The following is an 18,485-nucleotide window of genomic DNA, read 5'->3' on the forward strand; positions in this document are numbered from 1 at the left end:
ATGACGTCGTCACGTGCGGCGAAAATCGACCGGCTCGCCAGCGTGGCCGCGCGGGGTCCCGAACTCGAACCGGGTCCGGAGGGCTCGGGCTCACGCAACGCCACCGATGCGGGAGTCAGCCTCGCCGCCTCGGCGTGGCGGAGGCTGCGCCGCAACCCGGTGTTCCTCGTGGGCGCCGTGGTGATCGGGCTGTTCGTGCTGCTGGCGTTGCTGGCGCCGCTCATCGCCCCCCACGACCCGGCGCTGCGGCTGCTGGACGATCAGGTTTCCCGGGCTCGCAACGAGATCCCGCCACCACAGGACGGTCACCCTCTCGGCGGTGACCAGTTCGGCCGCGACCTGTTTTCGCGGATGCTGCTCGGTTCCCAGCAGACGTTGCTGGTGGCCGTGCTCGCCACGGTGATCGGCCTCGGCGGCGGGCTGGTGCTCGGCACGCTCGCCGGCGCGTTCGGCGGCTGGGTCGACTCGCTCGTCATGCGGATCGTGGACGTGCTGCTCTCGATCCCGTCGCTGCTGCTGGCCGTGTCCATCGGTGCGCTGTTCGCCGATCAAACACAGTTCACGGTGATCCTGGCGGTCGCGATCGTGCAGATCCCGATCTTCGCGCGACTACTGCGCGGAACGATGCTGAGCGTGCGGCAGAGCGACCACGTGCTCGCGGCCAAGGCGCTCGGCGTGAAACGCGGGGCGATCGTGTTCCGGCACATCCTGCCGAACTCGCTCGGCCCGGTGATCGTGCAGTCGACGCTCGTGCTCGCCATCGCGGTGCTCGACGCGGCCGCACTGTCGTTCCTCGGCCTCGGTGCCGCGGACGACGCGATTCCGGAATGGGGTCAGATGCTCGGCAACGCGCAGGACTATTTCGACAACCAGCCGCACCTGGCGTTCCTGCCCGCCGTGTGCATCATCGTGGTGGCGCTGGGCTTCACACTCGTCGGTGAGTCGATGCGCGAAGCCCTCGACCCGCGGCAGCGGAGGTGACCGGGATGGCACTGCTCGAAGTACGCGATCTCTCGATCACCTTCCACCGCAAGGGCGAGGAGCCCTCCGTCGCGGTGGACAACATCAGCTTCAACGTGGAGCCAGGCCAGACGGTGGGGCTCGTCGGCGAGTCCGGTTGCGGCAAGTCCGTGACGTCGCTGGCCATCATGGGACTGCTGCCCTCGCGGGGAGCGAAGGTCGGCGGCTCGGTGACGTTCGAGGGCGAGGAGCTGCTCGGACTCTCGCAGCGGGAGCTCGACGAGCGGCGTGGCCGCGACCTCGGCATGGTGTTCCAGGACCCGCTCTCGTCGCTGAACCCGGTGGTGCCCATCGGGCTGCAGATCTCGGAAGTGCTGGAGCGGCACCGGAAGCTGGGCCGCAAGGAGGCCAAGGCGGAGGCCGCCGAGCTGCTCAACCGGGTCGGCATCCCCGACCCGAAGCGGCGGCTCGACGAGTACCCGCACCAGCTCTCCGGTGGCATGCGCCAGCGCGCGCTGATCGCCATCGCGCTGGCGTGCAGGCCGAGGCTGCTGATCGCCGACGAGCCGACCACCGCGCTCGACGTGACGATCCAGGCCCAGATCCTGAGCCTGCTCTCGGAGCTGGTGTCCGGAACGGACACTGCGCTGATCATGATCACGCACGATCTCGGTGTGGTGGCTGGACTCTGCGACGAGGTCAACGTGATGTACGGCGGCCGGATCGTCGAGCGCGCGCAGCGGCACGCGCTTTTCGCCGAGCCGAGGCACCCCTACACCCACGGGCTGCTGGCGTCGATCCCGCGGCTCGACGCGCCGCGCGGCGAGAAGCTGGTGCCGATCCGGGGGTCCGTTGTGGACAACATCGCGTGGTCGCGCGGGTGCGCGTTCGCGCCGAGGTGCCCGAGCCAGCTGGAGGAGTGCTGGAGCGATCCTCCCGAGCTGGTCGACGACCGGGGTGGCATGCTGCGCTGCCACAACCCGGTCGAGGTCGCGCCGATGGCAGCGGAGGGAGCGCGATGAGCGACGACGTACTGGTCACGATCGACGACCTCAAGGTGCATTTCCCGATCAAGCGGGGAATCGTGCTCGACCGCACGGTCGGCTACGTCTACGCCGTCGACGGGGTGAGCCTGACCATCAACAGGGGCGAGACCTACGGCCTCGTCGGCGAGTCGGGGTGTGGCAAGACCACGCTCGGGCGCGCGCTGCTGCGGCTCGTGGAGCCCACGGACGGGCGGGCCGACTTCGACGGCACCGACCTCTCCACGCTCAAGGGCGAGGAGCTGCGCACCATGCGCCGCCGGATGCAGATGGTGTTCCAGGACCCGCTGTCCAGTTTGGACCCTCGTCAGTCGGTGGAGTCGCTGCTCGTCGAGGGCATGCGCGCACACGGGCTCGACAAGGGCAAGGAACAGACCCACCAGCGGCTCAAGGAGCTCCTGGCCGCGGTGGGCCTGCCGGAGAGCGCGCTGCGCCGGTACCCGCACGAGTTCTCGGGCGGGCAGCGGCAGCGCATCGGCATCGCGAGGGCGCTCGCGGTGGAGCCGGACCTGATCGTGGCGGACGAGCCGGTGTCGGCGCTCGACGTCTCGGTGCAGGCACAGGTGGTCAACCTGCTGGAGGAGCTGCAGGACGAGCTGGGACTCACCTACCTCGTCATCGCGCACGACCTGGCGGTGGTGCGCCACATCTCCGACCGGATCGGCGTGATGTACCTGGGCTCGATGGTGGAGGAAGCCGACTCCGACGAGCTCTACCGGCAGCCGCTGCACCCGTACACGCGGGCGCTGCTCTCGGCGATCCCGGTGCCCGACCCCGTGGTGGAGGACAGCCGCGAGCAGATCCTGCTCTCGGGAGACCTGCCCTCGCCGGCCGACCCGCCCACCGGGTGCCGGTTCCACACCCGCTGCCCGTGGCGGCAGGAGACCCTGTGCGACACCGACCGGCCGCAGCTGCGGGAGATCGGTGAGGGGCACCGGGTGGCCTGCCACTACGCGGAGGACATCCTCGAGGGCCGGCTCTCGCCGCACGAGGTGGAGCCGGAACTGGTGCAACCGGACGCCGTCACGTCCTGAGGCTCGCGTTTCCTCCGTGACCAGCGCACGGAGCCGAGCAGTACGCCGCTGACCACGACGGCGCTCGCGACGATCTCGATCGGCGTCGGGCGCTCGTCGAGCAGCAGGAACGCCATCGTGAGGCCGACGACGGGCACGAGCAGGGAGAACGGCGCGACCGTGCTGGCCGGGTTGCGGCGCATGAGCGCGCTCCAGATCCCGGAGCCCACCACCGTGCCGAGCACGGCGGTGTAGGCCATCCCGGCCAGCGCGGGCAGATGGAAGGTGCTGACGCTGTCCCACTGCGCGGCGGGGCCCTCGAAGATCATCGAGAGGCCCCACATGGGCAGTGGAGGCACCACGGACATCCACAGCGTGAAGCGCAGGGGCTGCTCGGGTTCGGCCTTGCGCAGGCAGAGGTTGCCGCACGCCCAGCTCAGCGCGCCGAGCAGGGTGAGCAACACGGGCAGCAGCGCGGCGTACTCGGCGCGCTGCCACGCGATGGCGCTCATCCCGGCGACGGCGAGCACGATGCCGGCCACCTGCCACGCGGTGAGCTTCTCGCGCAGGAACACCGCACCGAGTAGCACCGTGAACGGCGCCGAGGCCTGCAGCACCAGCGACGCCAGTCCCGTGGGCATGCCCGTGTTCATGGCCACGAACAGGAACGCGAACTGCAGGGTGCCGAAGCCGAGGCCGTAGCCGATCAGCCAGCGCAGCTTCACCTTCGGCCACGGTACGAGCAGGATCGTCGGGATCGCGATGACCACGAATCGCAGCGCGCCGGCGAACAGCGGCGGGAAGTGCGTGAGGGTGGCATGGATCGCGAGGAAGTTGCAGCCCCAGAGCAGAGCGGTGAACGCGGCGAGTAAGCGGTCCCGACCAGGCACGGCTTACAGCTTGCGCCCGCTAACAATGAAGCACCAGCGAGAATGTGTTCAGTGATTGTGTAGCCATGCTTCACTGTGGGCATGGACCTCGGCAGACTCAGGACACTGCGGGAGTTCGCCGACCGCGGCAGTGTGACCGCTGCCGCACTGGCGTTGCACTGCACGCCGTCGGCGGTGTCGCAGCAACTGCGTGCGCTGCAGGATGAGGTCGGGCTCACGCTCACCGAGCCGGCAGGGCGCGGGCTGCGGCTCACCGACGCGGGCAGGGCGCTCGTGGCCAGGGCCGATGACGTGCTGGCCGCGCTGGAGCGGGCGGAGTCGGAGCTCGACGCCTACCGGCGCTCGCCACGCGGCCGGGTGCGCCTCGCGATCTTCCCTTCGGCCGGGTTGCTGCTCCTGCCGGGCCTGCTGCCGCGCTTCGCCGCGACCGACGGGCTCGACGTCGAGGTGCGCGATGTCGACATGACCCCGCCCGAGGTGCCGGGCCTGCTCGCCGACCACGACGTGGTGGTGACCCACCGCGACGAGCACGCGGCGCCGTTCGCGGGCGAGCGCATCGACGTGGTGCCGTTGCTGCGGGAGCCGCTGGACGTGGCACTGCCGCCAGGGCACCCGCTTGGTGATCGCGAGCGGGTGGAGCTGACCGAGCTGGCTGGAGAACGCTGGATCAGTGTGGACGTGGGGTTCCCGGTGGACGACGTGCTCGTGTCGCTCGCGACGCGAACGGGCGTGCGGCCGCGGGTCGAGTACCGCTTCAACGACTTCCGGATCACCGAGGCGCTGGTGGCCGCGGGGCACGGGATCGCGCTGCTGCCCAGGTACACGATGGACACTCGCCGGGTGCTGCGCAGGCCGCTCGCGGGGATCCGTGCGGCGCGGCTCATCGAGGCGGTGCTGCGAGCGGGCGCGCTCCGCCGCCCCGCCGTGACGGCGGTCCTGGACGCCCTGAAAACCGAAGCCGCGGCAGTGGGCAACGAACCCCACTAACCGCGAGTCCCCCGCCCAGGCCCGCGAGTCCCCCGCCCAGGCCCGCGAGTCCCCCGCCCAGGCCCGCGAGTCCCCCGCTCGGGACGGTGAGTTGCGCGTTCGGGTCGGTGAGTTCCCGGCCCTGGCTTGCGTGTCGTGCGCTCGGGCCTGCGTGTCGTGCGTTCCTGATCGCGAGTCCCGCGTTCACGACGGCGAGTTGCCCGTTCTGAACTGCGAGTCGTGCACTCGAGAACGCGAGCCCTGCGTTTGGGATGGCGAGTTACGCACGCTGGCCTGCGTGTCGTGTGCTCCCGACGCGTGTGCTGCGTTCGGGACAGTGAGTTGCTCGCTCCCGTCAGCGAGTTGCCCTTCGGGCGTCCGGGAGTCGGCCACCGCGGCCTGACTGCGAAGAACGGCGGCTCCACGCAGCGGCCGGGTGCCATTCGCTGCGCCGATGTTTCAGACCGGCGGGAATGCGGGACTCACGCGCTGGAGCGCGCAACTCGAGGTCTGGAGTGGGGGACTCGCGTGCCTGAGTGGGGGACTCGCGCGCCGGAGTGGGGGACTCGCGGGATGGCTGCTCCAACCTTGACAGGGGGTGACAGGGTTCGGGGGCAGCGTCGTGGGCATGGGTAACTCATTGACAGGCAGGGTGGCCGTCGTCGCCGGGGGTACGCGCGGCGCGAGCAGGGCGATCGCGATCGAGCTCGGCAGGCGCGGCGCGTTCGTCTACGTGACCGGCAGGTCGTCGGGGCGGCAACGCTCCGAGGTGAACCGGCCGGAGACCATCGAGGGCACGGTCGAGCGGATCACCGAGACGGGCGGCGAGGGAGCGGCCGTGCGGGTGGACCACCTCGACTCCGCTCAGGTCGCGACGCTGGCGGAGCGGGTCGACCGCGAGCACGGCCGCGTCGACATCCTCGTCGACGGCGTGTGGGGCGGCGACGACTACATCGGCTGGGGCAAGCCGGTGTGGGAACAGCCATTGGAGCACTCGCTGCGCATGATCCGGCTCGGCATCGACGCGCACATCATCACCAGCCACCACCTCCTCCCGCTGATGATCCGCAACCAGGGCGGGCTGCTGGTGGAGCTGACCGACGGCACCGCCGAGTACAACGCCAGGTTCCGCGTGGGCACCTCGCTCGGCTTCTACATCCCCAAGGCCGCCGCGCACCAGCTCGCGCTCGCGCAGGCTCACGAGCTGCGCGAGTACGGCTGCACGGCGGTCGCGATGACACCGGGCTGGTTGCGTTCGGAGGCCATGCTCGAGCACTACGGCGTCACCGAGCAGCACTGGCGCGACGCGCTGGTCAAGGAGCCGCACTTCTGCATCTCGGAGTCGCCGGTGTTCGTGGGCCGCGCGGTCGCCGAGCTCGCCGCGGACCCCGAGCGGCAGCGCTTCACCGGGCAGACGCTCAACAGTGGGCAGCTCGCCGCGATCTACGAGTTCGACGACGTGGACGGGAGCAGGCCGGACGCGTGGCGCTACGTCGACGAGGTGCAGGAGGCCGGCAAGCCCGCGGACGCCACCGGCTACCGGTGACGGTCGGCCATCCGCTGTGCCGCGTCGGCGAAGGCCGCGCGCACAGCGGGTGGCTCCAGCACCTCGACGCCCGCGCCGAGCCCGAGCAGCTGGCCCGCGGCGATGTGGCCCTCCTCGAGGTCGAGCTCCACCTCGGTCCAGCCGTCCGCGTCGGGAGGCTCCGCCGCCTCCAGCGCGGCGATCGCCAGGTCGGCGTCGACGAACCTCGGCAACCCCCGTCGCCCGCCCTCGCTCAACCGCACCCGCACGCGCTGGCGCCGCAGTGAGCGTTCGAACTGGGCCGACGAGCGTTGCCACCAGCTCGCCAGGTCGAAGTCGGGGGGTCGTTCGAAGGTCTGCTCGAGCGGCTCCGACCCGGCGATCCGGCTGACGCGGTAGGTGCGCAGCGAGTCGTCGGCCCGCGCGACGAGGTACCAGACGCCGGCCTTGAGCACGAGTCCGAGCGGGTCGAGCACGCGCTCGACGGTGCCGTCGCCGCGCCGGTAGGTGATCTTCGTCCTGCGCTGTTCCCACACCGACCGCGCGACATCGGCCAGGTGCTCGGCCTCGTCCTCCTCGCGAAACCAGCCGGGTGCGTCCAGGTGGAACCGTTGCGCGACGTGCTGTGCCTGTTCCCGCAGCGGTGCGGGCAGTGTCGCCGAGACCTTCGCGTGTGCCGCGGACACGGCGGTGCCGAGGCCCAGTTCGGCGAGTGCTCTCGGCACGCCCATCGCGAAGATGGCGACGGCCTCGCGGGAGGTGAGCCCGTCGAGCCGGGTGCGCCAGCCCTCGACGAGCCGGACTCCGCCGTAGCGGCCGGGTTCGGTCCACAGCGGTACGCCGGACGCCTGCAGCGTGGCGATGTCGCGATGCATGGTCCGCTCGGAGACGCCGAGCGCTTCGGCCAGTTCGGGAACGGTCGCGCTACGCCTGCTCTGCAGGGTGAACAGCAGTGCCACCAGACGTTCCGCGCGCATGCTCCAGATCATGCCCGCTCCGGCGCCGCCACACAGAGGCGACCGTCACCGCGAGCACCACCGCGACGCCGAGCGAGAGCAACAGGCCCAGTGCCGACTCCTCCACCACGGCACCGCCGAGGTAGCCGAGGAGCACGGCGTAGGTGGACCAGAGCGTCACGCCGATGACCGAGGCGACGACGAAGACCGAGCGCGGCCAGCGCAGCGAGCCCGCGAGCAGGGAACCCGCCGTGCCGCCCGCGGGCAGCCAGCGGGCGATCACCAGCACCGCGACGGGACGACGGTCGAGGTGCCGGGAGAGCCAGCGCACGGTGGCGTCGCCCGCGCGCCGCCTGCGGACGCGGTCGAGCGCGAGCGGGCCGCCCCTCCTGCCCACGACGTAGAGCAGGTAGTCGCAGAGCAGGCAGCCCGCGGACGCGACGAGGATGATCGGCGCGACCGGCCCGTCCGTCGTCGCGGCGACCACGCCCATGCCGACGAGCGTCACCTCCGTCGGGGCCAGCGGAACCGCCGCGATGAGAAACAGCGCGAGCAGTGACAGCGTCGAGACGTCCACACCACCCTCAACGCTTCGCCGGCTGAGAACTCCTCAGGTCCGTCCACACCGGAAATCCACTGTGGACGGGGACCCGGCGGCCCGGGTCCCCGCACCGGTCAGCGGTGGGCCCTGTTCACCGCGGAGACGACGGCCCGCAGCGACGAGGTGACGATCGAGGGGTCGATGCCGACGCCCCAGTACACCTTGTCGTCGATGGCGCACTCGATGTAGGAGGCTGCCTTCGCGTCGTCACCCGGCGTCAGCGTGTGCTCGCTGTAGTCCATCAGCCGGATGTTGTAGCCCACGGTGGTCAGCGCGTCGAAGAACGCGGCGATCGGCCCGTTGCCGCGGCCGGTGATCTCCTGCTCCTCGCCGTCGACCCTGACCGTGGCGGTGAGGTCGTAGTCGCCGTTGGCGGTGACGTGCTGGCTCACCAGCTCCAGCGGCGTGCGCGGCTCGAGGTACTCGGCCGAGAACGCGGTCCACATCGTGTCCGGGTCCACCTCGCCGCCCTCGGAGTCGGTGTGGCGCTGGACGGTCTGCGAGAACTCGATCTGCAGCCTGCGCGGCAGGTCCAGCTGGTGCTCGGACTTCATGATGTAGGCGATGCCGCCCTTGCCGGACTGCGAGTTCACGCGGATCACGGCCTCGTAGGTGCGGCCGACGTCCTTCGGATCGATCGGCAGGTACGGGACCTCCCAGGTGAACTCGTCCACCGGGACGCCAGCCCTGTCGGCGGCGACGTTGAGCGCGTCGAAGCCCTTGTTGATCGCGTCCTGGTGGGAGCCGGAGAACGCGGTGAACACCAGATCGCCGCCCCACGGGCTGCGCTCGGGCACCGGCAGCTGGTTGCAGTACTCGACGGTCCGCTTGATCTCGTCCATGTCGGAGAAGTCGATCTGCGGGTCGATGCCCTGGCTGAACAGGTTCATTCCCAGCGCGACCAGGTCGACGTTGCCGGTGCGCTCGCCGTTGCCGAACAGGCAGCCCTCGATGCGGTCGGCGCCCGCCTGGTAGCCCAGCTCGGCCGCGGCGATGCCGGTGCCGCGGTCGTTGTGCGGGTGCAGCGACAGGATCACGCCGTCGCGACGCTCCAGGTTGCGGTTCATCCACTCGATGGAGTCGGCGTAGACGTTGGGGCCTGCCATCTCCACGGTCGCGGGCAGGTTCATGATCACCGGGCGCTCCGGCGTCGGCTGCCAGATGTCGGAGACGGCGTTGCAGACCTCGGCGGCGTAGGACAGCTCGGTGCCGGTGTAGGACTCCGGGGAGTACTGGAACCGGAAGTCGGTGTCGGAGTACTTGGCGGCGTACTCGGTCACCAGGTCGGCGGCCTGCAGCGCGATCTTCTTGATTCCCTCGCGCTCCTCGCGGAACACGACGCGGCGCTGCAGGATTGAGGTCGAGTTGTAGATGTGCACGATGGCCCTCGGCGCACCCTCGAGCGAGCGGAACGTGCGCTCGATCAGTTCGGGCCTGCACTGGGTCAGCACCTGGATCCGGACGTCGTCCGGGATCGCGTTCTCCTCGATGATCTCGCGCACGAAGTCGAAGTCGGTCTGGCTCGCTGCGGGGAAGCCGACCTCGATCTCCTTGTAGCCCATGCGCACCAGCAGGTCGAAGAACTTGCGCTTGCGGGCCGGCGACATCGGGTCGATCAGGGCCTGGTTGCCGTCGCGCAGGTCGACCGCGCACCACAGCGGGGCGCGCTCGATGCGGTTGTCGGGCCAGGTGCGGTCGGACAGCTGGATGTCCTCGACCAGGCGATGCCAGGGTTGGTAGCGGTGGGCGGGCATCGACGAGCCGCGCTGCGTGTTCCACACCGGCTGGCCGGCGGGTGCGGGGCGCGTGGGCTTACGGATGCGGCCGGACTGCGATACGGGGCTTTCGGGCGTGCTCATGATCTGGAACTGCTCCTGCTCGTTGTGGGCTCGGTTACGACCGGCGGCACCACGAAGCCCCGCGACGGGGAGCCGGTCCGATCAGGCCCCGTCGCGGCAGCGAAGCAGGAGTGCACGTGCCACGTCAGCCACCTTAACCACGACGCGATCGACTTGAAAAGCCGGGGCCGAGGCCGAACCGTTATCTTTCGGGCTCCTTCCGGGAGTTACTCGCGCGTAGCAATTCGTGGATCGGCGTGGGAAACTGCGGGGCATGGCTGAGCGCGCCGAGAGCAACGAACAGGGCAGGGACGCAGGCGAGCCCACCGAGGCGCTGCCGCCCGGCCCCGCGGTGTCGACCTACCGCAACGCCGCGGAGGAGCCCGAGTCCGCGCCGAAGCGCACGACGGACTGGCGGCTGGTCCGCGACCGCGTCGTGGGGCTGCTGGCCGGCATCGTCCGCTGGATCGGCCTGCTGTTCGCGCTGGTGCTCGTGTTGCACGTGATCTTCGTGATCGGCGAGGCGAACGCCGGCAACGGCATAGTGTCGTGGGTGTCGGACTGGTCCGAGAGTCTCTCCCTGGGCTTCAAGGACCTGTTCCAGCCGGAGGATCCCAAGCTCTCCGTGCTGGTCAACTACGGCATCGCCGCGGTTTTCTGGCTCGTGGTGTCCTCGATCGTCGCGCGCGTGATCCGCCGCGTCGGCGGCTCCGCCTGAGCGAGCGGCTGATCCACTCCCGCGCGAGCTGTCATAATCGGGTGACGCAAATGTCCGAATGATCTTCGCGTAATGCACGGGAGTAACCATGTCCGCCCACATGGACCAGCTGATCGCCCAGTTCGAGAGCTTCCGAGGCAAGATCCGGCAGGCCGAGGCCAACTTCGCCGGCGTAGCCGACATGCAGGAGCAGATCGCGGAGATCGAGAGCAGCGCGACCTCTCCCGACGGCAACGTCAGGGTCGTCGCCGGCGCCGGTGGAGCCGTCACCGATCTCAAGCTGGGGGCGGCCGCGCTGCGGATGGACGCCGACCAGCTCGCCAGGACGATCATGAACACCATGCGTCAGGCGGTCGCGGGAGCGGTGCAGCGGCAGGCCGGGATCGTGGACGATGCGTTCGGCGACTCGCTCGGCGTCAACACCTCGGAGCAGGTTCGCCAGGCGCAGGCCGAGGCGTTCGGAACCGCCGAGGCGGAGCCTGCGTCGCAGGAGCAGCAGCAACCGCAGCAGCCGCAGCAGTCGTCTCAGCCACAGCAGTCACAACCGCAGCAGCAGGCGGCGCCGCCGAGGCGCAGGCCCACCCGCTCGGACGACGACAACGACGACTACTTCGACCAGGGCTCCATCATGCGCCGCTGACCGATCCCGACCGAGGGGGCTCGATGCCCGAGGGCATTCAGACCAACATCGAGGCGATCTCCGCCTACGCCCGGCAACTTCCGCACTACGAGGGCGAAGCCGACAAGTTCGGCGGCCTCATCGACGCCGCCGACGTCACCAACGAGGCGTGGGGCGTCGTCGGGATCTTCGCCAAGCAGGGCTACACCGACCGGCTCGAGGAGCTGCGTTCGCTGCTGGACGACATGAAGGACGGCGTGGACGGCTTCATCACCAAACTGAACAAGGCCGCCGAGATGTACCAGGGCGCGGAGGACGCGGGGTCGATCACGTTCGGCCAGCACCAGGCGCAGATCGACGCGGCGGGAGGCCAGGGATCGTGACCGAGCGAGAGAGCATCGCCGACGCGCTCGACGTCCAGGCGTACGACGAGAGCATGGGCGCGAACGTCGACCGCGCGATGGGCCACGTGCCGGTGGTCGGCACCGTCTACGAGTCCGGCAAGTCGGTCGCCGCGCACGCGCAGCAGGCCGCGCAGGCGGACAACCCGCAGGAGCTGGCCTCCGCGGGTGCCGCACTGGTCGGCGACGGAGCGGCCTTCGTCGGTTCCGCCGCGGGCGACATCGTCACCTTCGCCATGGACCCGATCGGCTGGCTGGTCGGCAACGGGCTCAACATGCTGCTGGAGCTTGTCCAGCCGCTGCAGGACGCGTTGCACCAGGTCACCGGCGACGGTCCTGCCATCGGGCACGCCTCCGACAACTTCGTCACGATCGCGCAGGGCTTCGTCGCGCTCGCCGACGACTTCGAGCAGGCGGGCGACACCGCGCTGGCCGAGTGGGTCGACGAGGCGGGCAATGCGGCGAAGGAAGCGCTCGGCGAGTTCTCCTCCGGCATCCGCGGTGTCGGCTCCGCGGCCGGTTCGGTGGCCGAGGTCCTGCAGATGTGGTCGATGGTCATGCAGGTCATCGAAGAGGTGATCAAGGCGATCATCACCGAGCTGGTGTCCTGGCTGATCACCATCTGGCTGCCAGCGCTGGCCGCGTCGGTCATCAGCTTCGGCGGCTCGGTCGCCGCCGCCATGACCGCGTCCATCGCCAAGGCCGCGAGCGTGCTGACGAAGGTCACCGGATACCTCGGCAAGTTCGGCAAGCTGCTCGACACGTTCATCGAGTTCCTGGCGAAGTACTCGACCAAGGTCATGGAGATGACCAGGAAGTTCCGCCTCGGCCGCTTCGCCGGTGAGTCGAGGTTCGGACTCGATGTCCTCCAGGACACCGCCGGAGTCGCGTTCACGCCGGGTAACCGGGCGCTGTCCACGATGTTCGGCACCTCGGTGGGGGCGATGCCACTCGTCGCCGGTGCCGGGGCCAAGGCAGGCTCCGCCGCGGCGACGACCGCCTACGGTGAGGCCAGCGAAGACGTCAGTCTCGGAGGGGACGAGCCGTGGTTCAACAAGAGCGAGATCGGCGGGGACCAGAGCCCGGAGGAGACCCGCAGGAACCTCGACATCTGATCGAGCAGGCGCCCACCGAAGTCAGGCGCCGGGCCGCGGAGAAGATCTTCGCCCACGAGGAGAAGCTCCAGGAGAAGCGGGACAAGACCACGGTCCGGCCCGGTTTCCGGGAGCGGGTCGAGGAGTTCATGCGCGGCCAGTGGCGCGAGCCGGTCGTCGTGCTGCGCCTGAGCGACAACGGGCTCGCCTTCGAGGTGCCCGGCAGGCGCGAGGACGGCACGGTCAAGGGCAAGCGGCTCGTCCGACGCTTCTTCTGGAACATCATCCGTGGAGTCGGCGTCGCGGTGTCCTACGTCCTCTACCTGATGCACAACTCGGCGGCCGGCAAGGGCTCGACGAAGCGTGTGGTGCACGTCAAGGGCCCCGAGAACGCGATGGTGCTCGACCTGACCGACCGGCTCAGGGCCGCCAAGGCGCCGTGGCTCGTGTGCTCGCCCTCGGCGCTGGCGATCGTCGACACGGGCACGACGATCCTCGAACCCGCCAACGCGCCCGAACCCCAGGTCGTCTGGCAGGCCAGGGATCCGCAGGCGCCGAAGGTGGACCTCCGCAAGCGCACCGTCACCTGGCCGGACGGCTCGACCTTCGAGTTCCTGCTGTACGGCAACACCGAGAGCAGGCATCTGAGGACGTTCTTCGGCCCCGAGGGCACGATCAACTGGACCGGCTCCGCCTAGAACGCGGGCGTGCCCCAGTCGCTCAACGCGAACTCGTCGAGTGCGACGCGTTCGCGCGGGGCGGTCTCCCTGTCTATCGAGCGCTCGTCGCCGAGGACCTCGGGGTCGCCGAGCTGGCCGACCGCGACGGCGACGAGCGGGCGCACCTCGGAGGGAAGTCCGAACTCGCGGCTCACGGCCTCGGCGTCGAAGCCGGCCATCTGGTGCGCGACGAGTCCCTCGGCGACGGCCTGCAGCACGAGGTTCTCCGCGGCGAGTCCGGCGCCGTACTCGGCGTAGGGCATGTCGCCCTTCTCGTTGTGAGTGAGGGCCAGCACCACGAGCAGCGCACCGGCACGGTGTGCCCACGACTGGTTGCGCGTCGTGAGCGTGCCGAGGATGCGGTCGAAGCCGGGATCGCCGCGCCTGCCCACGAGAAAGCGCGTGGGCTGCGTGTTGCCGAACGACGGTGCCCACCGCGCCGCCTCGAGCAGAGCCCGCAGCTGGTCCCGTGTGACATCCGCCATGTCGTCCAGCGCCCTGGGGCTCCAGCGGGTCGCGATCAGGTCGTGTACCGGCACACTCGTCTCGGCTTCCTTGTCACTCATCGGCTCACTGTAAGTCAGCGCTGCGGCACTGGCCGCTCCCGGCGAGTGGTCGGGGCCACAAAGCGAGATGTCCAGGGTGGTTGCCCCCGGTAGGCTGTCTCGAAGGTATGGAGCGGGCCCTTCGCAACAGAACCGTGAGGTGTGCTCGCTCCGGCGAGGAGGTTCGGCAAGTGGCGCTCGTGGTCCAGAAGTACGGCGGTTCGTCGTTGGAGAGCGCAGACCGGATCAAGCGCGTTGCCGAGCGGATCGTTGCCACGAAGAAGGCGGGCAACGAGGTCGTGGTGGTGTGTTCGGCCATGGGCGACACCACCGACGAGTTGCTCGATCTCGCGGAACAGGTGAACCCCGTTCCCCCCGAACGCGAGATGGACATGCTGCTCACCGCCGGAGAGCGGATGTCGAACGCGCTTGTCGCGATGGCGATCTCGGCACAGGGTGCCGAGGCGTGGTCGTTCACCGGTTCGCAGGCGGGAGTCGTCACCACGTCGGTGCACGGCAATGCGCGCATCATCGACGTGACGCCCAGTCGCGTCACGGATGCGCTGGAACAGGGCTACGTCGCGCTGGTGGCGGGTTTCCAGGGTGTCGCGCAGGACACCAAGGACATCACCACGCTCGGACGAGGCGGTTCCGACACCACCGCGGTGGCACTGGCCGCCGCGCTGGGCGCCGACGTGTGCGAGATCTACTCCGATGTGGACGGTGTGTACACCGCCGACCCGCGGATCGTGCCCGACGCGCGCAAGCTCGACACGGTGCCCTACGAGGAGATGCTCGAGCTCGCGGCCAGCGGCTCGAAGATCCTGCACCTGCGGTCGGTGGAGTACGCGCGCCGGTACGGCGTGACCCTCCGGGTCCGTTCTTCCTACAGTGACAAGCCGGGCACGACCGTGGCCGGTTCGATTGAGGAGCTCCCCGTGGAACAAGCGTTGATCACCGGTGTGGCCCACGACCGCTCGGAGGCCAAGATCACGGTCACCGGTGTTCCCGACCACGCCGGTGCCGCAGCGAGGATCTTCCGCACCGTCGCGGCCGCGGAGATCGACATCGACATGGTGCTGCAGAACATCTCCAACACCACCGGCCGAACGGACATCACGTTCACGCTGTCCAAGGCCAACGGCCCCAAGGCGGTGAGCGAGCTCGAGAAGATCAAGGCAGAGCTCGACTTCACGGCGGTGCTCTACGACGACCACGTCGGCAAGGTCTCGCTCGTCGGCGCCGGAATGCGTTCGCACCCCGGTGTCACGGCGACGTTCTGCGAGGCGCTCGCGAAGTCGGGTGTGAACATCGAGATCATCAACACCTCGGAGATCCGGATCTCGGTGTTGATCAGGGACGCGCAACTCGACGAGGCGGTGCGCGCGATTCACGACGCATTCGAGCTCGGCGGCGACGAAGAAGCCGTCGTTTACGCAGGGAGTGGACGCTAGATGAGTGCACAGGGCCCGACACTGGCTCTGGTCGGTGCGACCGGAGCGGTCGGCACCGTCATGATCGACATCATCAACGGGCGCGAGAGCGTTCCGTGGGGTGAGATCCGGCTGATCGCCTCGGCGCGCTCGGCCGGTAAGAAGATCGTGGTGCGGGGCGAGGAGCTGACGGTCATCGAGCTCAAGCCCGAGGCGTTCGACGGCGTTGACGTCGCGATGTTCGACGTGCCCGACGAGATCTCGGCCGAGTGGGCGCCGGTCGCCGCCGCGCGCGGCGCCGTCGCGGTGGACAACTCCGGGGCGTTCCGCCTCGACGACGAGGTGCCGCTCGTGGTGCCCGAGGTCAACGCGGCCAAGACCGCCGACCGTCCGAAGGGGATCATCGCCAACCCCAACTGCACCACGCTGTCGATGATGGCCGCGCTGGGCGCTCTGCACCGCGAGTTCGGGCTCCAGGAGCTGGTGGTCGCGTCGTACCAGGCCGCCTCCGGCGCGGGTCAGGACGGCATCGACCGGCTCTACGCGGAGCTGGAAGCCGTTGCGGGCAAGGGGCTCGGCTCGAAGGCGGGCGACGTGCGCGCGGCGCTCGAGGCCGCCGGACTGTCCTTGTCGGACACTCCGTTCGCCGGGACCCCGCTGGCGCTCAACGTCATCCCGTCCGCGGGGTCGTACAAGGGCGACGGCTGGTTCTCCGAGGAGCTCAAGGTGCGCAACGAGTCGCGCAAGATCCTCGGCATCCCGGACCTGAAGGTCTCCGCGACCTGTGTGCGCGTACCGGTGGTGACCACCCACTCGCTCGCCGTCCACGCGACGTTCTCGCGCGAGGTCACCGTGGAGGCCGCGCACAAGGTCTTCGAGGCCCAGCCCTCGATCGTGCTGGTGGACGACGCGGAGAACGGCCGGTTCCCCTCGCCCGCCGAGGTCGTCGGTGGCGACCCGACCTACGTCGGCCGCGTCCGCCAGGCGCTGGACTTCCCCAACACGCTCGACTTCTTCGTGTGTGGCGACAACCTGCGCAAGGGTGCCGCGCTCAACACCTACGAGATCGCCGAGCACCTCGCCCCGACCCTGGGCTGAGGCCACAGCGGGAACAGGGCCGCCTCGCGTACGCGCGGGGCGGCCCTTTTTCGTGCCCGCTCAGCGCGCCGGCGTGGCGCTCCGTTGCGGCGCCAGGTACGCCCAGTGCCAAGCCTGCTCCAGCGGGCCCCGGGAGAAGCGGGTGAGCCACCACGACGCCGCCAACAGCTGGAACGCGGCCACGGCCACGAAGAGCCCGGCGGAGCACGTCCAGTGCCGCGACCCGGCCCCCAGCCTGCATGTTCGCCACCCCTCCCCGGTTCCCGCCCGAAGCTACGGCGCGGCGGCCCCCGGTGGCGTCCTCCCGAAGTCGGACACGGGGTGGGTGGATGGGGCGAGCCCGGTAGGTTCACTCACCATGCTGAAGAGGTGCGCGCCGGTCGCGCTTGGTCTGTTGCTGCTCGCCGGTTGTTCCGAGGTGAACGAGGCCGTCGACGGTGTGAACAACGCGACGAACAAGGCGAGCGTGTGCGGTCAGGCGCTGGGCATCGCCGACCTGAACCCCAACGTCGACCCGGAGCAAGTGCAGGCGAACGCCGAGGAGAAGGCGGGCGAGCTGCGCGACCTCGCAGGTCAGGTCGCCGAACAGGACGTCAAGCAGACGCTCGGCGCGATGGCCGACGGCTACCTCGAGTTCGAACAGCGCAAGCTCGACAACCTGAGCGCGTTCAACGAGTGGTTGCAACGGAATCTGGAGAACCTGGACCAGCTTCGACAGGCCTGTCTGTAGGCGTGGGCCGCGCTGGGCGGCGCAGCAGCAGGAAGCCGACCACGGCGAACAGCAGCCCGCCCAGCCCCGCGGCCACGAAACCCCAGCCCGGCTGGGAGTTGTCCATCACGAACCCGATCACGGGCGCGCCGAGCGCCATTCCGATCCTGCTCGCCGAGTCCTGAAGGCCCATCGCCTCCCCGCGCACGGACGCGGGGGCGAGCCTGCTCACCGCCTCGGTCGTGGCGGCCAGAGTCGGCGCGCACGCCATGTTCATCGGCACGAGAACGAGTGCGAGCAGCCACCACGGCTCCGCCACCAGTGCGACGGGCAGCACGAGCACGGCCAGCAGCACCATCAGCGGTAGCTGCGACAGCGAGCGTGGCACGGCGCCGTGGATCAGCCCGCCCACGAGCGATGCGACGCACATCACGGCGATGACCGCTCCGGTCCAGCCGACGTCTCCGGACTCGCGCAGCGCGGCCAGGGCGGCGAGCTCGGTGCCGATGAGCACGAACAGCGCTCCCATCGCGATCAGCAGCGTCGCCACCAGGTGCGCGCTCAGCCAGGTGTGGATCCGCGGCCGTGCTCCCCTCGGCACACTCGTTTCCTCCTGGGTGCGGATCGGCGGGTTCACCGCGTACAGCACGGCCGAGCACAGGCCGAACGTCAGGCCGATCCCCGTGAGCGCCACGGTGGAGGAGAGCTGCGTGCTCACGGCGATCCCCAGCGCGGGGCCGATCATGAACGTGGTCTCGAGCGAGATGGTGTCCAGCGAGTAGGCCGTGCGCCGCCGGGCCGGAGGCACGAGCGCGGTGATCACCTGCCTGGCGATGGAGCCCGCGGGCAGTACCAGCGCCCCGGCCGGGAGCGCGGCCACGACCAGCACCGGGTACGGCAGATACGGCACGCACACCCAGAACGCCGTCGAGACGAGCCCGCAGACGGCGACGACCGGCCGCAGGCCGTGCCGGTCGATCATCCGGCCGACGAGCGGAGCGGCGAGCGCGGTGCCCGCGGTGGTGGCGGTGCCGACGAGTCCGGCGGCGCCGTAGCCGCGGCCGAGCTCACTGACGACGTGCAGGGTCAGCGTGATGCCCATTGCCGTCATCGGCAGCCGCGCGAGCGCCATCAGGAGGGTGGAGGTCCGCATTCCAGGCAGGCGGAGTACCTCGAGGTACGGCTTGAGTGGCACGACATCGAGGAAACCCCAGGCTGGTACGCGCGTGCAACTTCTTTGTGGTCACGTCCACCCGGGTGCTCTTTCTTGACTGGATCCAGAAAACTGGGCAGGCTGAACTGGCGGCTGCGTCCGCTCCCGCCACAGGCGAACGGCCCCGGCTTCTGCCGCCGGGGC

20 protein-coding genes are annotated in these 18,485 nt (G+C 69.8%); 13 read left to right on the forward strand and 7 right to left on the reverse strand.

Translation table 11 applies throughout. From position 1 onward, the window contains the following. Genes JHE00_RS11910 through JHE00_RS11920 form a run of 3 tightly spaced genes read left to right on the forward strand, consistent with a single transcriptional unit; the run spans position 1 to position 3,037 of the window. Positions 1–981: an ABC transporter permease gene (locus tag JHE00_RS11910; protein WP_200317853.1), complete on the forward strand. Its 981-nt coding sequence runs from the start codon at positions 1–3 to the stop codon at positions 979–981. Between the two features lie 5 nt (positions 982–986). Then, the gene (locus tag JHE00_RS11915) at positions 987–1,982 is read left to right on the forward strand and encodes an ABC transporter ATP-binding protein (protein ID WP_200317856.1); all 996 of its coding nucleotides are present in this window, start codon (positions 987–989) and stop codon (positions 1,980–1,982) included. Further along, positions 1,979–3,037 (forward strand): ABC transporter ATP-binding protein, encoded by a 1,059-nt coding sequence (locus JHE00_RS11920; RefSeq protein WP_200317865.1) that lies wholly within the window; start codon positions 1,979–1,981, stop codon positions 3,035–3,037. Before JHE00_RS11915 ends, JHE00_RS11920 begins: the two co-directional genes overlap by 4 nt. On the opposite strand, the gene JHE00_RS11925 is transcribed toward JHE00_RS11920, so the two are convergent. Then, the gene (locus tag JHE00_RS11925; RefSeq protein ID WP_200317867.1) at positions 2,953–3,906 is read right to left on the reverse strand and encodes an EamA family transporter; all 954 of its coding nucleotides are present in this window, start codon (positions 3,904–3,906) and stop codon (positions 2,953–2,955) included. The genes JHE00_RS11920 and JHE00_RS11925 overlap by 85 nt on opposite strands. Positions 3,907–3,987: 81 nt before the next feature. Between JHE00_RS11925 and JHE00_RS11930 the strand changes: the two genes are divergently transcribed. Beyond that, a complete protein-coding gene (locus tag JHE00_RS11930; protein WP_200317869.1) occupies positions 3,988–4,893 on the forward strand; it encodes a LysR family transcriptional regulator in 906 nt (301 codons plus the stop codon). Between the two features lie 607 nt (positions 4,894–5,500). After that, complete coding sequence (locus JHE00_RS11935; protein WP_200317871.1) at positions 5,501–6,418, forward strand: SDR family oxidoreductase; 918 nt, start codon at positions 5,501–5,503, stop codon at positions 6,416–6,418. Here the strand turns inward: JHE00_RS11935 and JHE00_RS11940 are convergent. From JHE00_RS11940 to leuA, 3 genes are all read right to left on the reverse strand, one after another. Then, positions 6,409–7,374, reverse strand: coding sequence for a helix-turn-helix transcriptional regulator (locus JHE00_RS11940; protein ID WP_200317873.1), 966 nt, complete (start codon positions 7,372–7,374; stop codon positions 6,409–6,411). The two genes, JHE00_RS11935 and JHE00_RS11940, sit on opposite strands and share 10 nt — an antisense overlap. Further along, on the reverse strand, positions 7,322–7,930 hold the full coding sequence (locus tag JHE00_RS11945) for a DedA family protein (RefSeq protein WP_200317874.1): 609 nt from the start codon (positions 7,928–7,930) through the stop codon (positions 7,322–7,324). The genes JHE00_RS11940 and JHE00_RS11945 overlap by 53 nt, the downstream gene beginning before the upstream one ends. Positions 7,931–8,028: 98 nt before the next feature. Continuing rightward, complete coding sequence (gene leuA / locus JHE00_RS11950) at positions 8,029–9,813, reverse strand: 2-isopropylmalate synthase (protein WP_200317876.1); 1,785 nt, start codon at positions 9,811–9,813, stop codon at positions 8,029–8,031. A gap of 253 nt (positions 9,814–10,066) precedes the next feature. Between leuA and JHE00_RS11955 the strand changes: the two genes are divergently transcribed. The 5 genes from JHE00_RS11955 to JHE00_RS11975 all read left to right on the forward strand — a co-directional run bounded on the left by JHE00_RS11955 (position 10,067) and on the right by JHE00_RS11975 (position 13,322). Next, a complete protein-coding gene (locus JHE00_RS11955; protein WP_230423206.1) occupies positions 10,067–10,510 on the forward strand; it encodes a hypothetical protein in 444 nt (147 codons plus the stop codon). An 88-nt stretch (positions 10,511–10,598) separates the two neighbouring features. Next, positions 10,599–11,150 carry a YbaB/EbfC family nucleoid-associated protein gene (locus JHE00_RS11960; RefSeq protein WP_200317878.1) on the forward strand — a complete coding sequence of 184 codons (552 nt, stop codon included), beginning with the start codon at positions 10,599–10,601 and terminating at the stop codon, positions 11,148–11,150. A gap of 23 nt (positions 11,151–11,173) precedes the next feature. Then, entirely contained in the window at positions 11,174–11,512 is a 339-nt protein-coding gene (locus tag JHE00_RS11965; RefSeq protein ID WP_200317880.1) for a hypothetical protein, read from the forward strand. Then, entirely contained in the window at positions 11,509–12,645 is a 1,137-nt protein-coding gene (locus tag JHE00_RS11970) for a hypothetical protein (protein WP_200317882.1), read from the forward strand. Before JHE00_RS11965 ends, JHE00_RS11970 begins: the two co-directional genes overlap by 4 nt. Beyond that, positions 12,576–13,322, forward strand: a complete 747-nt coding sequence (locus JHE00_RS11975; RefSeq protein WP_307831906.1) for a hypothetical protein — start codon at positions 12,576–12,578, stop codon at positions 13,320–13,322. Before JHE00_RS11970 ends, JHE00_RS11975 begins: the two co-directional genes overlap by 70 nt. Here the strand turns inward: JHE00_RS11975 and JHE00_RS11980 are convergent. After that, positions 13,319–13,909, reverse strand: a complete 591-nt coding sequence (locus tag JHE00_RS11980; RefSeq protein WP_200317884.1) for a nitroreductase family protein — start codon at positions 13,907–13,909, stop codon at positions 13,319–13,321. The genes JHE00_RS11975 and JHE00_RS11980 overlap by 4 nt on opposite strands. 170 nt (positions 13,910–14,079) lie before the next feature. Between JHE00_RS11980 and JHE00_RS11985 the strand changes: the two genes are divergently transcribed. Then, positions 14,080–15,342 (forward strand): aspartate kinase, encoded by a 1,263-nt coding sequence (locus JHE00_RS11985; protein WP_200317886.1) that lies wholly within the window; start codon positions 14,080–14,082, stop codon positions 15,340–15,342. Continuing rightward, a complete protein-coding gene (locus JHE00_RS11990; protein WP_200317894.1) occupies positions 15,343–16,419 on the forward strand; it encodes an aspartate-semialdehyde dehydrogenase in 1,077 nt (358 codons plus the stop codon). Between the two features lie 60 nt (positions 16,420–16,479). Here the strand turns inward: JHE00_RS11990 and JHE00_RS35555 are convergent, their stop codons facing one another. Then, complete coding sequence (locus tag JHE00_RS35555) at positions 16,480–16,653, reverse strand: DUF418 domain-containing protein (RefSeq protein ID WP_200318338.1); 174 nt, start codon at positions 16,651–16,653, stop codon at positions 16,480–16,482. Positions 16,654–16,777: 124 nt separating this feature from the next. Here JHE00_RS35555 and JHE00_RS12000 point away from each other — a divergent pair, with 124 nt between their 5' ends. After that, positions 16,778–17,149, forward strand: coding sequence for a DUF8711 family protein (locus JHE00_RS12000; RefSeq protein WP_200317896.1), 372 nt, complete (start codon positions 16,778–16,780; stop codon positions 17,147–17,149). On the opposite strand, the gene JHE00_RS12005 is transcribed toward JHE00_RS12000, so the two are convergent. Next, entirely contained in the window at positions 17,088–18,323 is a 1,236-nt protein-coding gene (locus JHE00_RS12005) for an MFS transporter (protein ID WP_200317898.1), read from the reverse strand. The genes JHE00_RS12000 and JHE00_RS12005 overlap by 62 nt on opposite strands. Between the last annotated feature and the right edge of the window lie 162 nt (positions 18,324–18,485).

Origin of the sequence: Prauserella cavernicola (assembly GCF_016595675.1) — a bacterium.
GTDB classification, from domain to species: domain Bacteria; phylum Actinomycetota; class Actinomycetes; order Mycobacteriales; family Pseudonocardiaceae; genus Prauserella_A; species Prauserella_A cavernicola.

Coding starts and splice junctions, on each gene's coding strand:
- JHE00_RS11910 (WP_200317853.1), top strand. CDS start 1: ATGACGTCGTCACGTGCGGCGAAAATCGACCGGCTCGCCAGCGTGGCC.
- JHE00_RS11915 (WP_200317856.1), top strand. CDS start 987: ATGGCACTGCTCGAAGTACGCGATCTCTCGATCACCTTCCACCGCAAG.
- JHE00_RS11920 (WP_200317865.1), top strand. CDS start 1,979: ATGAGCGACGACGTACTGGTCACGATCGACGACCTCAAGGTGCATTTC.
- JHE00_RS11930 (WP_200317869.1), top strand. CDS start 3,988: ATGGACCTCGGCAGACTCAGGACACTGCGGGAGTTCGCCGACCGCGGC.
- JHE00_RS11935 (WP_200317871.1), top strand. CDS start 5,501: ATGGGTAACTCATTGACAGGCAGGGTGGCCGTCGTCGCCGGGGGTACG.
- JHE00_RS11940 (WP_200317873.1), bottom strand. CDS start 7,374: ATGCGCGCGGAACGTCTGGTGGCACTGCTGTTCACCCTGCAGAGCAGG.
- leuA (WP_200317876.1), bottom strand. CDS start 9,813: ATGAGCACGCCCGAAAGCCCCGTATCGCAGTCCGGCCGCATCCGTAAG.
- JHE00_RS11955 (WP_230423206.1), top strand. CDS start 10,067: ATGGCTGAGCGCGCCGAGAGCAACGAACAGGGCAGGGACGCAGGCGAG.
- JHE00_RS11960 (WP_200317878.1), top strand. CDS start 10,599: ATGTCCGCCCACATGGACCAGCTGATCGCCCAGTTCGAGAGCTTCCGA.
- JHE00_RS11965 (WP_200317880.1), top strand. CDS start 11,174: ATGCCCGAGGGCATTCAGACCAACATCGAGGCGATCTCCGCCTACGCC.
- JHE00_RS11980 (WP_200317884.1), bottom strand. CDS start 13,909: ATGAGTGACAAGGAAGCCGAGACGAGTGTGCCGGTACACGACCTGATC.
- JHE00_RS11990 (WP_200317894.1), top strand. CDS start 15,343: ATGAGTGCACAGGGCCCGACACTGGCTCTGGTCGGTGCGACCGGAGCG.
- JHE00_RS12000 (WP_200317896.1), top strand. CDS start 16,778: ATGCTGAAGAGGTGCGCGCCGGTCGCGCTTGGTCTGTTGCTGCTCGCC.